This window comes from Klebsiella sp. BIGb0407 (assembly GCF_024807845.1).
Lineage (GTDB): Bacteria > Pseudomonadota > Gammaproteobacteria > Enterobacterales > Enterobacteriaceae > JGM124.
Genome location: NZ_JANUEQ010000004.1, coordinates 45080 through 59299, shown reverse-complemented (window position 1 = coordinate 59299; position 14220 = coordinate 45080). Strand labels below are relative to the sequence as shown.

Below are 14220 nucleotides of genomic sequence, written 5' to 3'. Positions count from 1 at the left end.
GGGCGCATTTTAGCGCGACATCATACATTAGCGCGTCAGTTGAGCCAATGCGTTCGCGCCCTAAGTTACTTACTCGTTCTTTTTTTAATCAATCGCTATGCCGGAATCAAGAAATCGATGAATTGCACGCAAAACCGCCTCTGGTTTTTCTGCGTGAACCCAATGTCCGGCACCTGCAACTACGTAAGCGCGGGAAAGCGGGAACTGCTGAGTCAGTTCTTCACGGTAGCGTTCTTCAATATAAGGCGAGTTGCCGCCGCGAATAAACAGAACCGGGTGCGGCCAGGCAGGTACTGGCTGCCAGCCAATAATCGTTTCATACTCGGCCTCCAGTGCCGGAACATTAAATTTCCACTCACCATTACTGAATGATTTGAGTAAAAACTGAATCACGCCTGCTTCATCGATATCCCGCTGCATAATTTCAGTGGCTTGTTGACGGGTAGTGGCTCCCGCATCAGTCACAGCATGTATCGCTTTAAAAATTTCTGTATGGCGATGAACTTCATACGCGACGGGGGCAATATCAATGACGACCAGCTTTTCAACCCGGTCAGGAGCCAGTGCGGTTAAAGCCATTGCGACTTTTCCGCCCATAGAATGGCCGATAATAATCACTTTATCGATGCCACTGTCATCCAGTGTGTCGAGAATATCTGCCGCCATTGCACGGTAGCTCATCTCTTCACTACGCCCGGAGAGCCCGTGATTACGTAAGTCGACTTGTAGCAGGGTATAAGTTTGACCCAGATCCCGGGCCAGTACGCCAAGATTATCAAGGCTACCGAATAGACCATGGATCAAGACAATAGTGGGTAAGTTGTTTGATTGTTGAGCTGTTTGCAGACGAGTATTTAATTTCATGGCAAAGATCTTTATTTTGGAACCTTTGGTTAGGGTATCATGAAGCTATTGCTATGAGTACGTGGCAAATTTTTCGCCGATTCGGACTCTGTGCTTCCTGTTAATCTACCCCATGTTGGGTTTTGACCTTATTACCCGTCATACTCAAGCAACTGGAGTTATTTTGGGTATAATAGCCATTAATAAGGTTCAAAAATAAAACGTACCGGATAAAGATGAAAAAAATTGACGTTGATGACGAGCTGTATCGCTACATTGCCAGCCATACCCAGCATATTGGTGAAAGCGCATCTGATATTTTACGGCGCATGCTTAAATTTACAGCTGGTGCTGTGCCTGCGGCATCTCTGGCTGCAGATAACAGCGAACCTGTGGTGGCAGAAAAACCGGTCAATGTTGCTCAGCAGCGAGTCCGTGCCGTACGTGAACTTCTGCTGTCCGACGACTATGCGGCACAAAACAGAGCGGTAAATCGCTTTATGATGGTGCTGTCTACACTGTATCAACTGGATGCGAAAACCTTCGGTGAGGCGACAGAGTCGCTCCATGGACGGACGCGCGTCTATTTTGCGGGTAATGAGCAAACGCTGCTGGCTAGTGGTAACCAGACCAAGCCTAAACATGTCCCTGGCACCCCGTACTGGGTGATTACCAATACCAATACTGACCGTAAGCGCAGTATGGTAGAGCATATAATGCAGTCAATGCAGTTCCCGGCGGAACTGATTGAAAAGGTTTGCGGAACCATTTAAAACTAGCTGTCAGTAAGGAAGAGTCAATGGCTAACCACAAGCGTGCGGGTCAACCTGCACAACAGAGTGATTTGATTAACGTTGCCCAGCTTACAGCGCAATACTATGTGCTGAAGCCAGATGTCAGTAATGCAGAACAACAGGTGAAGTTCGGTACCTCCGGCCACCGCGGCGGTTCATTACGTCACAGTTTCAATGAGTCACACATTCTGGCTATTGCTCAGGCGATTGCCGAAGAGCGTGCTAAAAATGGCATTACCGGGCCTTGCTATGTCGGTAAAGACACCCATGCGTTGTCTGAGCCTGCGTTTATCTCTGTGCTGGAAGTCCTGACCGCTAATGGCGTCACCGTCATTGTGCAGGAAGAGAATGGTTTTACTCCAACGCCTGCCGTTTCACATGCCATTCTTGAACATAATAAGCATTCTTCTGTACTGGCTGACGGTATCGTTATTACCCCGTCTCATAATCCGCCGGATGATGGCGGCATTAAATATAATCCACCGAATGGCGGGCCAGCTGATACTAACGTCACCAGCGTGATTGAGAAGCGTGCTAATCAGCTGCTCGCGCAAAATCTTGAGGGCGTAAAACGCCTGTCTCTGGATGAAGCCTTGGCTAGCGGTTATGTCCAGGAACAAGACCTGGTACAACCCTTTATTGAAGGGCTGGTCGATATCATCGATATGACTGCCATTCAGAAAGCCGGTTTAACCCTGGGCGTTGATCCTCTCGGCGGCTCGGGTATTGAATACTGGAAGCGCATTGCCAGCCACTACAACCTGAACTTAACCCTGGTGAACGATCAGGTCGATCAGACATTCCGCTTTATGCACTTGGATAAAGACGGCGCTATTCGTATGGATTGCTCCTCCGAGTGTGCGATGGCCGGTTTACTGGCGCTGCGTGATAAGTTTGATCTGGCTTTTGCCAATGACCCGGATTATGACCGTCACGGTATTGTCACCCCGGCAGGGCTGATGAACCCGAACCATTATCTGGCCGTGGCGATTAACTATCTGTTCCAGCACCGTCCACAGTGGGGCGCTGATGTCGCCGTGGGTAAAACCCTGGTGTCTTCAGCGATGATCGACCGCGTGGTTAATGATCTGGGCCGTAAGCTGGTGGAAGTGCCAGTGGGCTTCAAATGGTTCGTTGATGGCCTGTTTGACGGCAGCTTTGGTTTCGGCGGCGAAGAAAGTGCCGGGGCTTCATTCCTGCGTTTTGACGGTACGCCCTGGTCGACAGATAAAGACGGCATCATTATGTGCCTGCTGGCAGCTGAAATTACTGCGGTAACCGGTAAAAATCCACAGCAGCATTATGACGAGCTGGCTGAGCGTTTTGGTTCACCGAGCTATAACCGTCTGCAAGCTCCCGCCACCCTGGCACAGAAATCTGCCTTATCAAAACTTTCACCAGAGATGGTGAGTGCCGATACCCTGGCGGGTGATCCTATTACGGCTCGTCTGACCGCAGCGCCAGGCAATGGCGCTTCGATTGGCGGTCTGAAAGTAATGACCGAAAACGGCTGGTTTGCCGCGCGTCCATCCGGTACTGAAGAAGCTTATAAAATCTACTGTGAAAGTTTCCTGGGGGCTGAACATCGCCAGCAGATTGAAAAAGAAGCGGTTGATATTGTTAGCGAAGTGCTGAAAAACGCCAAGTAAGCCGACAAAAAATACCAGATGAGAGGCCGCAACGGATAACGTTGCGGCCTCTTTTTATGGTGCACCGGGCATAGCGCCTTGACGGGGCCTGGGAATCAGGATGATATAAGCGTGATATGGTTAATTGAAGTACTTAACAACCAGCATGGTGCCTGAGGCTAATAAAACCACATTGATTAACTTCATAAATTGCTCACGTGACATCTTCAAGGTGAAATAACGGCCCAGGGTAATTCCCGCCAGCATGCCCGGGACCAGGACTAATGCCAGCAGCAATAAATCAGCATTAAAATAAATACCGGCGAAGGAAAAAATAACCACCCGCGTCAGGGTGCTCATCCCGATAAGGGTGGTTTGAGTAATGCGGAAGTCTTCTTTTTTCTTAATGCGCCCACTAAGATAAATGGCATAGATAAAACCGCCACTGCCGAATAATGCGCTGAACACCCCTCCCGTAAGGCCAAAAGGCACCGATGCTTTGGGCGAAAATTGCCTGTCTGGTTTTAAACCGCTGAGCGAATAGAGGGCATAAAAAAAGACAAAAACGCCCAGAGCCAATAAGAGGATATCTGGCTGGGTTTTCAGCAATATCGCCGCCCCAAACAGGCTGCCGATTATCATCAACGGAATCAATCGTTTTAACTCTGACCATTGCGCATTGCGACCATCACGGCTGACGTTAATAATGGCCGCGCACATGTCCAGTAGTGCCAGCAACGGGACAATTTTTGCCACAGGGATATAAAGCGCCATTATCGGGCTTGCGACTAATGCCGTGCCAAAACCCGCAATACCGAAAATAACATAGGCGACCAGCAGGGAGGTTACCAGTACCAGGTAACTTGAAAGCGTGAAAGCTTCTGGCATCTTAATTTCTACCTTATAAAGCACAGCCATGTGCTAAACATTTATTATTTAATCTCTGATAGTCGCCCCTGTTTGGACGTTCAGCTCTCGTAGTTGACTATGGTTTTGTTTCTACGATTGTTGCCATTTATGCCATATTCCAGCGAGGGTTTCGTTTGAATTTGTTCTGGACGTTTTCATAGTGTGACCCCACTCGCAATGAGGATATCTTCAGGTATATGCAGCCCGAACATTAATATGATTATTTAACATTCGCAGGCGAATCCATCGCCAGACTCAGATACCGTCTCTTCCTGGAGTGGAAGCCCTTCATCAACCCATCCGGTAATACCGCCAATCATCTCTTTTACCGAATATCCCAGACCTGACAGACGAACCGCTGCCCGGTGTACGCCGTTACAATGAGGACCCGCGCAATAGACAACAAATAGCGTATTGCGTGGGTATTCGGACAGGCTTTCCGCGGTAATCGTTCGGGTCGGAATATTGATAGCACCAGGAACATGCGATTTAGCAAAGGCCGCGTTATTTCTTACATCGACTAATACATAATCGATATTCCCTGTATTTTGACTTTGATGGACATCGGAACAATCGGTCTCAAAAGCTAATCGACGGCTAAAATGTAGCAGAGACTCTGAAGGTGTCGCTGGCGGTATTTCACTGATTAAACTTGTCATAGTCAGAACCTCTTATTTGGGTATGTACGGATTGTATAAAAGAGATTCGGGGTGATAAAGTGGCGGAAATGACAATAAGTGGTACTTTTCCGCCAATGTTAAAACAGCAAAATTTAGTGGCTATCCTCGCCTATGATGGCCTCTGTACCTTTGAGTTTGGTATTGCGGTGGAGATTTTTGGTCTTCCACGTCCTGAGTTTGACTTTCCCTGGTATAGCCACCGGATAGTGTCCGTTGATTCTTATCCCATGCGGGTTTCTGAAGGGATTCAGGTTGTATCCCGCTTTGGGCTGGAATCGCTGAACGAAGTTAACACGATTATTATTCCTGGCTGGCGTAACCGCGATGAAAAACCTCCGCAGGCGCTACTCGATGCATTACGTGATGCTTATCATCGAGGAACGCGCCTGTTATCGATTTGTTCCGGTGTCTTTGTTCTTGCGGCGGCAGGTTTATTAGACGGTAAACGTGCAACCACGCACTGGCGGTATACCACTGAACTTGCCGAACGCTATCCCGGTATCATCGTTGACCCTAACGTTCTTTATGTCGACAGCGGGCAAATCATTACATCTGCGGGCAGTGCTGCCGGTATCGATGCCTGCCTTCATTTAGTGAGCCGTGATTATGGGGTGCATGTTGCCAATATCGTGGCCAGGCGCTTAGTTATGCCCCCTCAGCGCTCCGGAGGGCAAATTCAGTTTATCCCTTCTCCTGTTGCCCAAAAACCACGGGATGAAATTGCCGCAACGCTTGAATGGGCTCTTGAAAATCTGAACAGTAGCCTGTCGGTTAAAAGTATGGCGGACAGAGCATTAATGTCAGAACGCACTTTTCTGAGACGCTTTAAAGAGGCCATGGGCACCACGCCTAAGAGATGGATACTTCAGTCACGAATGAATCTTGCGCGTGACTTATTAGAAAGTAACCAGCTGAATGATGAGCAAATTATGGAATCAACGGGATTTGGAACGATGGAGGGTTTTCGTGCCGCATTTCGTAAATCAGTGGGGATATCGCCTTCTTCGTATCGTAAAAAATTTGGCGGCGTAAGTGGCTATAATGACTAAAAGGCTCCTGATAGAGAGCCTTTTAGTTATCTACTCGGAATAATGAAATTCAATTCTGATACCACTGGGGTCATAACACATCATATGCATTGAGGGTCCTTCTCTGATTAATGCGGGCTCAAATTCGATTTCAATATGGTTGGCTTTCAGCACATCAAGCAGCTGAAACAGAGCCTGTTTGCTTTTAACCCGTAAAGCCAGGTGATGGAGCCCGACATTTATCTTGCGATCAAATTTTACGGGCTCTTCTGTTTGTGTTTTCCAGAGCGTTATCATGAGCGCGCTATCTCTCACAAAAATGGCCGGATAATCTTCACGTCGTTTCACTTCCTCCCAGCCCAGAAGTTGAGTAAAGAACGCGGCGCTTTCTTCAAGGTTTGATACGGTCAGACCAATATGATGTACACCTGTAGTCACTGACATGATGAGTATTCTCCTTCAGGAAAGCGTTAATTTGTCTGGCGGATATGCCGGCCAAGAAAATCACGAATGTCCACGCCTATCTCTTTAGCGTGCGTTTCCAGTGCGAAGTGGCCGGTATCATAAAAATGTATCTCGGCTTTCGGCAAATCACCTTGCCATGCCCTGGCGCCCTCGGGCATGAAAAATGGGTCATGTTTTCCCCAGACGGCTAATAATGGTGGCTGATACTCACGGAAATATTGTTGAAACAAAGGATACATTTTCACATTCGAGGCATAGTCCAGTAACAGATCGAGCTGAATATCCGCATTGCCCGGCCGCAATATCTGCATCCCTTCCAGCGAATAGCCATCGGGTGAAACCCGGCTTCTGTCGCGCACGCCTTCCAGATACTGCCATTTGATTGCGGCAGGTGTCGGAAATTCACTTAATGCACTTCGGTTTTCAGGGGTGGGATCGCGCCAGTATGTCTGAATAGGTGCCCAGGCTTCGCCCAGACCTTCTTCATAGGCATTGCCATTCTGGGAAATGATGGCCGTCACACGCTGGGGATGCGCTAATGCCAGCCGCCAACCGACAGGAGCGCCGTAGTCGTGAACCATCAGGGCATAGGTATTGAGATTGAGCGCTTCGGTAAACTGGTTAATAGTCTCGGCAAGCTGGTCAAAGGTATAAGCGTATTCATCTCTCCCCGGCGCCTCGGTAAAACCAAAGGCTGGCAAGTCTGGCGCTATCAGATGATAACTGTCGGCCAGTTCAGCAATCAGGTCACGAAACATAAATGATGATCCCGCGAAGCCGTGAAGCATCAGTAGGGTGGGCAGCTCCGGATCGCCAGCCTCACGGTAGAAAACGTTAACATCACCTGCCTGTTGATATCGGTAATGAATCTGTGTCGTTGATGAGGCTGTAGCGGTAGAAGTCATGATATATACCTTGTAACCATTAAAATGTGTATTTGAAGGTTACATGTATATTTGGTAACCTGTCAAAACAATTTTATGAGTTACGGATATGTATGGAATCTCAACAACCCGCTTCTCCGCCTCTCTTTCTGGCCGATAACCTCGCACTGGATTTTATTAACAGCGAATACGGAACAGGTGAGGATAAACATGATTGTCTTACAGACGATCTCAGCGTGACTGACTGGCTTGAAACCGCAGGTCTGGTACCGAAAGGAACTGAAGCCCCACCCGGATTACTCGCGGAAGCCCGTCTGCTTCGTGATGCTGCCAGGGTTATCGTATACGCCGCGATGAAGCCTGTTGAGGCTGACCTGTCGGTGATTAACCGAATATTGCAGGCCGGACATCCCGAAACGAGGCTGCAATGGGATGAAGAGACACAGCGATACCGTATTGATGTTCGTTCAGGCACCGCCAGCCCCGAAAGCCTGCTCTGGCCGGTTGCCGATGCCCTGGTAAAACTGGTCACTGACGAGAAGTTCGAATACGTACGCCAGTGTGAAGCCCATGATTGTATTTTACTTTTTCACGATTTGAGTAAGTCGCATCGCCGACGCTGGTGCAGTATGGCCACCTGTGGCAATCGCATGAAGGTTGCGGCTTTCAGAAACAGGAAAAAATCTTAGATGCTGTCCCCTCAACTTAAAAACTCAAGATTTTGTATCCACTACTTGACGGAGGAGAACGATCGTTCTACCATTATCCTATGAACAAAGAGACAACGAATACCAGAGACAAAATCCTCGCCACGGCCGAGCAACTTATTTATCAGAATGGTATTCATGCCACCGGTATGGACCTTCTGGTAAAGACTTCCGGTGTCGCCAGGAAAACGATTTATCGTTACTTCACGAATAAAGATGAGGTTGCAGCGGAAGCCCTGAATGCACGTGATATACGCTGGATGGAATGGTTCAGGGCAGAATGTGATAAGGCGGAAACGCCGCACGACAGGATCCTCAATATATTCACCGTGCTTAAAGGCTGGTTTGAATCTGAGGGGTATCGTGGATGTGCGTTTATCAACACGGCGGGTGAGGTAGGGGACTCTGCGGATCCTATTCGTCATATCGCCAAATTGCATAAACAGAAATTACTGGATTACATCGTTGAGCTTACCGAACAGCTGAATACAGAGCAGCCATTAGCCCTGGCAAGACGGTTGCTCGTGCTGGTTGAAGGTGCCATCACCATGTCACGCGTAATGAGTGATTACAGCGCCGCCGACGATGCAAGGGACATTGCTCAACTGTTACTAAAACAGGCTTCGCATTAGAGGTCTGATCCCGACAAATAAATGACTAATTAAAATATCCAATTTAACCGGAGGCTCCACCATGTCTGATTTTCACATTCGCCCACCTCTTCCTCCTTTCACTCGTGAATCTGCGATAGAGAAAGTCAGACTGGCTGAAGATGGCTGGAACAGCCGCGATGCTGAAAAAGTATCGCTCGCGTACTCGCTGGATACGAAATGGCGTAACCGCGCAGAGTTTGCTTATAACCGCGAAGAAGCCAAAGGTTTTCTCGAACGTAAGTGGAAAAAAGAACTCGAGTATCGCCTGATTAAAGAACTATGGGCGTTTGGCGGAAATCGCATTGCGGTTCGTTACGCTTATGAATGGCGCGATGATTCTGGTAACTGGTTCCGCTCTTACGGCAATGAGAACTGGGAATTTGGCGAAGATGGCCTGATGCAGAACCGCTTTGCCTGCATTAACGATATGCCTATCAAGGAAAGCGAACGTAAGTTCCACTGGCCGCTGGGCCGTCGTCCGGACGACCATCCGGGTCTGTCTGACCTGGGTCTGTAGGGTAGTTAATTCTTTTCCGGGGGGCCCACGGCTACTGTCCTGGCCGGGTTTTTCTCAGGCTGATTGTGAAAAATACAATCAGCCTGAGCCGGGGATGCTTTTTTCATTTTGACTGTGCGCACTGTTTTTGTGATGGGAATACGGCTTGAATATTCCCCATTTAAATAGCGCGCGATTTAATCGTAAACAATTTTAATTGGATGGTTCTATGAATATTAAATCTGCATTAATGACTGCCGTTTCGCTCAACAGCTTTGCGGGTAGCCCTCAACCAGAACGCCATGTTCAGGAATTCCTGAATGCACTGAACGGCGGTGGCGGAAAACCCATTGAGCAACTGTCTGTGCAAGACGCACGTCAGGTATTAATCGATGCGCAAAAAGGGGCAAAACTGCCCGCCGCAGATGTCAGTGAAAAAACCATCGATATTGAAGGCGGTCAGCTGAAACTGAATATAGTGAAGCCGCATGACGCCCAGGGGATCCTGCCCGTGTTTATGTTCTTCCACGGCGGTGGCTGGATTCTGGGTGATTTTGCAACGCATGAACGGCTGGTTCGTGACCTCGTCAGCGAATCGGGTGCGGCGGCTGTTTTTGTTAACTACACGCCATCTCCGGAAGCTCATTTCCCGGTTGCCATTAATCAGGCTTACGCGGCAACACGCTGGGTAGCTGAACACGGTAATGAAATTGGCGTTGATGGCAAACGTCTGGCGCTGGTGGGTAACAGCGTCGGTGGAAATATGGTGGCAGCCGTCGCGCTTCAGGCCAAACAGCATCAAGCGCCTGAAATTCGCTACGACGTCATGCTCTGGCCCGTCACTGACGCGAATTTCAATACCGATTCTTATCAGCAGTATCCTGATGGCTATTTCCTGTCACGTAATATGATGAAGTGGTTCTGGGATGCCTACACCACCAAAGAAAGCGACCGAAATAATATTCTGGCTTCTCCACTGCGAGCAACCCCTGAGCAGTTAAAGGGCCTGCCGCCGACGCTTATTCAGACGGCTGAGTTTGATGTGCTGCGTGACGAGGGGGAGGCTTTTGGTCGTAAGCTCGATGAGGCCGGTGTCGACGTGACGGTTACCCGTTACAACGGGTTGATCCATGATTATGGTTTGCTGAACGCCCTGAGTGACGTTCCTGCCGTGCGGACGGCTATTAGTCAGGCCGCGAATGGACTGAAAAATAATCTCAAATAAAGACCCAATACTGGTATTTGCCTTACAGGATGTTTCTGCATCCTTGTAAGGCATTACGCCTGATGGTATTTTTTTACCCTAAAGCAACCATCAGTGCGCCACCGGTAATCAGTGCAATACCGATCCCGGCAATCAGCGACACTTTCTCGCCAAACAAAATAACTGCCAGCACCACTGCAAATACCACGCTCAGTTTATCGATTGGCGCGACTTTGGAGACTTCACCACTTTTAATCGCCATAAAGTAAAACAGCCACGACAGGGCGCCGGCGACCCCACTTAAGATAATAAACAGCAGCGCTTTTTTATCGGCAAATACGGTTCCAACCAGATTCAGTTTCCCCTGTGCCACCACTACACCTACCAGGAATAACGCCATGACAATCGCCCGAACCGCGGTGGCGGTATTGGCATCAAGTTGCTGTAAACCTATTTTACCAAAAATAGCGACCAGCGCAGCGCTGGCCGCCGATAACAGTGCGTAGAATAGCCAGGCACTCATAGCGGTTTCCCCCTGCAAAAAATAATATTTTTATATTATAAAACAAAACGATAACCGATTCCGGTCTCGGTTAATAAATGACGCGGTCGGGCAGGATCTTGTTCCAGTTTTTGACGTAAATGCCCCATATAAATACGCAGATAATGGCTGTGTTCCACCGCATTAGGCCCCCAGATCTGCTTCAGTAACTGGCGCTGGGTCAGCACTTTACCCTGATTATTCAGCAAGGTTGCCAGCAGTCGAAACTCAAGCGGGGTCAGATGAATATCTTCCTCTCCCCGGACGATTCTGCGGGCGGCAAGATCAACCATGATATCGTCAAAATGATAAACCGGTTCGGGTTGTACCAGGCTTGCATGACGTCGCAGGGCGACGCGTAACCTGGCCTGTAACTCTCCAATGCCAAAAGGTTTACTGAGAAAATCGTCTGCCCCGGCGTCAAGAGCGATAATCTTATCCTGTTCGTTGTCGCGGGCAGACAGCACGATTATCGGGGCCTGGCTCCACTGGCGAAAATCACGAATAAATTCTACGCCGTCGCCGTCCGGGAGGCCCAAATCGAGAATCACCACATCCGGTTTCCGGGTCGCCGCCTCGATAAGTCCGCGCTGTAATGTTTCGGCATCAAATACCCGCAAGGATTCATCCTCCAGCGCAGTACGCAGAAAACGGCCGATCTCTTTTTCATCCTCAATCACTAAAACGGTTATCACATGACCTCGTTGATATCAGGAATTATCGGGGAAGGCGATAAGGGTAACATTATATGAAAACTGGCGCCGCCTTGCGCACTCCGGGTGGCCGAGATAGTACCGCCGTGCAACTCGACAATGGCCCTGCAAATCGCCAGCCCTAACCCGACGCCAGGAATGGCAGACTCTTTATTGCCGCGGGAAAATTTATCAAAAATAAGCTGCTCTTTATCTGGCGGAATACCGGGGCCGTTATCCCAGACCTCCAGCAGCAGTGAGTCAGCTTTAGCTCTCGCCCGGATACCTATTTCAGCGTCGGGCCCTGCATATTTAAGTGCGTTTTCCAGTAAATTAATCAGTACTCGCTCAAACAGCGGGCCATCGAGCTCAATCAGCATCAACGGATCCGGCAATTCAAGAGTGATATGACGTCCCTCGTAAGCGGGTTCAAACATCTGCAAGGCGCTGCCAATCACTTCTTCCAGCGTCAGCCACTCTTTACGTAAGTTAAAACCGCCTGACTGAATGCGTGCCATCTCCAGTAAATTATTCACCAGGCGTGTGGTATTCAGCACATGCTGGCGGATATCATTGGCCTGATAGCTGTATTTTGACCCCTCGTCGTTAAGGTTTTTTGTCAGTAATTCTGCCTGGCCCAGTAACACGGTCAGCGGTGTGCGCAGATCATGGGACAGGGCTGCCAGTAACGAGTTACGCAGTTGCTCGCGCTCACTCGCCAGGCGGGCTTGTTCTTCACTGTCTGTCAGCAAAAGTCTGTCGAGCGTTGCCGCGATTAATAGCCTGAAAGTTTCCAGTAGTCGCTGCTGTTCAGGCGTGACTAACTGGCGCAGATTATCGGCTTCAATAATCAACAGTCCGAGGGTTCGCTCTTGGGTACGAAGGGGTAAAATTTGATACGGCACGGCAGGCAGGGTGTCGGTTCCTGCTCCTGCGGGTTGACCTTTATCAAAGCTCCAGCGGGCGATGGCGTCATCCCACTGAGCTGGCTCTCCCGGGTGAGAAATACGGCTCAGTTTCCCGTTCTCATCAGGTAACAAGAGCAGGCTGCGCGCCTGAAAAGTGGAGTTGATAAACTGTACGCTGGTTGCCGCGACTTCTGAGGGGGAACGGTCATCTGCGAGCGCTTTCGACATCTCATAAAGATGCCGGGTACGTTGTTCACGATAGCGGGCGATACGCGCCTGATAACGCACCCCGGCGGTAAGATTACCTATCACCAGGCCGACGGTCAGCATCACTCCAAAGGTCAGAAGATATTGCATATCCGACACCGCAAGGGTGCCGTGGGGGGCAATAAAAAACAGATCAAAGCTAATAACGTTAATTACCGCCGCCAGTACCGAAGGCCAGCGACCATAAAATAACGCAATGATGACGACACCGAGTAAATAGACCATCACCAGGTTGGCGGTTTCAAAAGTGCCTAGCCAATGATTAGCCACCCAGGTGATTAATGCACATAACACGACGGCGGCCGCGCAGCCTTGCAACTGTAGGCGCCATTTCTCACCAATGCCGCGGGTATCATTGATTCTGGCATGGGTAAATGTGGCCAGTTCGTCGAGCGCAACGATCACTAAATCCAGATCCGGTGCATATTTCCCCAGTTTTTCGGCAAAGGTACTGCCATGCCACCAGTGGCTGCGGGTATGGCGGCCGAGAATAATCTTACCGAGATTATGTTCACGGGCATAACGCACCACCGCTTGCTCTTTATTCGGATCGGCCAGGGTAGCGGTTTCTGCTCCCAGTTCCTGAGCCAGTCGTAGCGCACCGAGAATGCTGTGACGCTGGTGTTCAGGCAGGCGATGAAGCTTGGGCGTTTCAACATAAATCGCATACCAGGCGCTGCCTAACTTAGCGGCCAGACGAGCGGCGGTTCGTACCAGTTTTTCATTACCGGCATTATGGCCAATACATAACAGAATCGCATCTCGCGTATGCCAGACTTTCTCCTGGCCCTGAGTCTCGCGCCAGGCACGCATCTGCTCATCAACCCTGTCCGCTGTGCGTCTGAGTGCCAGCTCGCGTAAGGCAATAAGGTTGCCTTTACGGAAGAAGTGTTCGATAGCCCGCTCAGCCTGGCCAGAAAGATAGACTTTACCTTCATGCAGGCGCTGACGCAGATCGTCTGGCGGCAGGTCAACCAGCACGATTTCATCAGCGGCATCAAAAATAGGATCCGGTACAGTTTCCCGCACCTGAATACCGGTTATTCCGCCAACCACATCGTTCAGACTTTCCAGATGCTGCACATTAACGGTAGTCAGAACATCAATCCCGGCGTTCAGTAACTCTTCAACATCCTGCCAGCGTTTAGGGTGACGGGAGCCGGGGGCATTACTGTGTGCCAGCTCGTCCATCAGAATTAACGCCGGACGGCGGGCGAGGGCGGCATCAAGGTCAAACTCAAGGATAGCGCGTCCACGATGAAGGATACGTTTCGCCGCCAGAGTATTCAGTCCGTTAAGTTGTTCTGCTGTTTCCCGGCGGCCGTGGGTTTCCACGACGCCTACCAGGACATCGAGCCCCTGGCCCCGTAATCGCCGGGCTTCCTGCAACATGGCGTAGGTTTTTCCTACACCGGCACAAGCGCCGAAGAAAATTTTCAGTTTTCCACGAGGCTGACGGCTCATCTGTTCCAGGAGTTTATCCGGGTCAGGGCGCAGAGGTTCTTCTGTCATACGAATCCT

15 protein-coding genes are annotated in these 14220 nt (G+C 49.8%); 7 read left to right on the top strand and 8 right to left on the bottom strand.

From position 1 onward, the window contains the following. Positions 1-84: 84 nt before the first annotated feature. Complete coding sequence (gene ybfF / locus M2387_RS13180; protein ID WP_259050016.1) at positions 85-864, bottom strand: esterase; 780 nt, start codon at positions 862-864, stop codon at positions 85-87. Positions 865-1079: 215 nt separating this feature from the next. On the opposite strand from ybfF, the gene seqA reads away from it, so the two are divergent. Together seqA and pgm are read left to right on the top strand one after the other, a co-directional pair. Next, on the top strand, positions 1080-1616 hold the full coding sequence (gene seqA / locus M2387_RS13175; protein WP_259050014.1) for a replication initiation negative regulator SeqA: 537 nt from the start codon (positions 1080-1082) through the stop codon (positions 1614-1616). Between the two features lie 26 nt (positions 1617-1642). Then, on the top strand, positions 1643-3286 hold the full coding sequence (pgm, locus tag M2387_RS13170) for a phosphoglucomutase (alpha-D-glucose-1,6-bisphosphate-dependent) (RefSeq protein WP_259050012.1): 1644 nt from the start codon (positions 1643-1645) through the stop codon (positions 3284-3286). Between the two features lie 120 nt (positions 3287-3406). On the opposite strand, the gene M2387_RS13165 is transcribed toward pgm, so the two are convergent. Both M2387_RS13165 and M2387_RS13160 read right to left on the bottom strand, forming a co-directional pair. Beyond that, positions 3407-4153, bottom strand: coding sequence for a sulfite exporter TauE/SafE family protein (locus tag M2387_RS13165; protein WP_259050008.1), 747 nt, complete (start codon positions 4151-4153; stop codon positions 3407-3409). A 245-nt stretch (positions 4154-4398) separates the two neighbouring features. Continuing rightward, positions 4399-4833 (bottom strand): rhodanese-like domain-containing protein, encoded by a 435-nt coding sequence (locus tag M2387_RS13160; protein WP_259050006.1) that lies wholly within the window; start codon positions 4831-4833, stop codon positions 4399-4401. A gap of 95 nt (positions 4834-4928) precedes the next feature. Here M2387_RS13160 and ftrA point away from each other — a divergent pair, with 95 nt between their 5' ends. Next, positions 4929-5903 (top strand): transcriptional regulator FtrA, encoded by a 975-nt coding sequence (ftrA, locus tag M2387_RS13155; protein WP_259050004.1) that lies wholly within the window; start codon positions 4929-4931, stop codon positions 5901-5903. A gap of 30 nt (positions 5904-5933) precedes the next feature. Here the strand turns inward: ftrA and M2387_RS13150 are convergent, their stop codons facing one another. Then, positions 5934-6326, bottom strand: coding sequence for a VOC family protein (locus M2387_RS13150; RefSeq protein WP_259049996.1), 393 nt, complete (start codon positions 6324-6326; stop codon positions 5934-5936). Positions 6327-6352: 26 nt separating this feature from the next. Further along, entirely contained in the window at positions 6353-7252 is a 900-nt protein-coding gene (locus tag M2387_RS13145) for an alpha/beta fold hydrolase (protein ID WP_259049994.1), read from the bottom strand. A gap of 92 nt (positions 7253-7344) precedes the next feature. Between M2387_RS13145 and M2387_RS13140 the strand changes: the two genes are divergently transcribed. The 4 genes from M2387_RS13140 to M2387_RS13125 all read left to right on the top strand — a co-directional run bounded on the left by M2387_RS13140 (position 7345) and on the right by M2387_RS13125 (position 10312). Continuing rightward, on the top strand, positions 7345-7920 hold the full coding sequence (locus M2387_RS13140; protein WP_259049992.1) for a CGNR zinc finger domain-containing protein: 576 nt from the start codon (positions 7345-7347) through the stop codon (positions 7918-7920). 80 nt (positions 7921-8000) lie between these two features. Next, the gene (locus tag M2387_RS13135; protein WP_259049990.1) at positions 8001-8570 is read left to right on the top strand and encodes a TetR/AcrR family transcriptional regulator; all 570 of its coding nucleotides are present in this window, start codon (positions 8001-8003) and stop codon (positions 8568-8570) included. Between the two features lie 61 nt (positions 8571-8631). Then, positions 8632-9108 (top strand): nuclear transport factor 2 family protein, encoded by a 477-nt coding sequence (locus M2387_RS13130; RefSeq protein ID WP_259049986.1) that lies wholly within the window; start codon positions 8632-8634, stop codon positions 9106-9108. A gap of 208 nt (positions 9109-9316) precedes the next feature. After that, positions 9317-10312: an alpha/beta hydrolase gene (locus M2387_RS13125; RefSeq protein ID WP_259049985.1), complete on the top strand. Its 996-nt coding sequence runs from the start codon at positions 9317-9319 to the stop codon at positions 10310-10312. 73 nt (positions 10313-10385) lie between these two features. Here M2387_RS13125 and M2387_RS13120 read toward each other — a convergent pair whose 3' ends face one another. Genes M2387_RS13120 through kdpD form a run of 3 tightly spaced genes read right to left on the bottom strand, consistent with a single transcriptional unit; the run spans position 10386 to position 14211 of the window. Beyond that, a complete protein-coding gene (locus tag M2387_RS13120) occupies positions 10386-10814 on the bottom strand; it encodes an EamA family transporter (RefSeq protein WP_259049980.1) in 429 nt (142 codons plus the stop codon). 35 nt (positions 10815-10849) lie between these two features. Continuing rightward, positions 10850-11527: a two-component system response regulator KdpE gene (gene kdpE / locus M2387_RS13115; protein WP_259049978.1), complete on the bottom strand. Its 678-nt coding sequence runs from the start codon at positions 11525-11527 to the stop codon at positions 10850-10852. Then, positions 11524-14211: a two-component system sensor histidine kinase KdpD gene (gene kdpD, locus M2387_RS13110; RefSeq protein WP_259049974.1), complete on the bottom strand. Its 2688-nt coding sequence runs from the start codon at positions 14209-14211 to the stop codon at positions 11524-11526. Before kdpD ends, kdpE begins: the two co-directional genes overlap by 4 nt. Positions 14212-14220 lie beyond the last annotated feature (9 nt).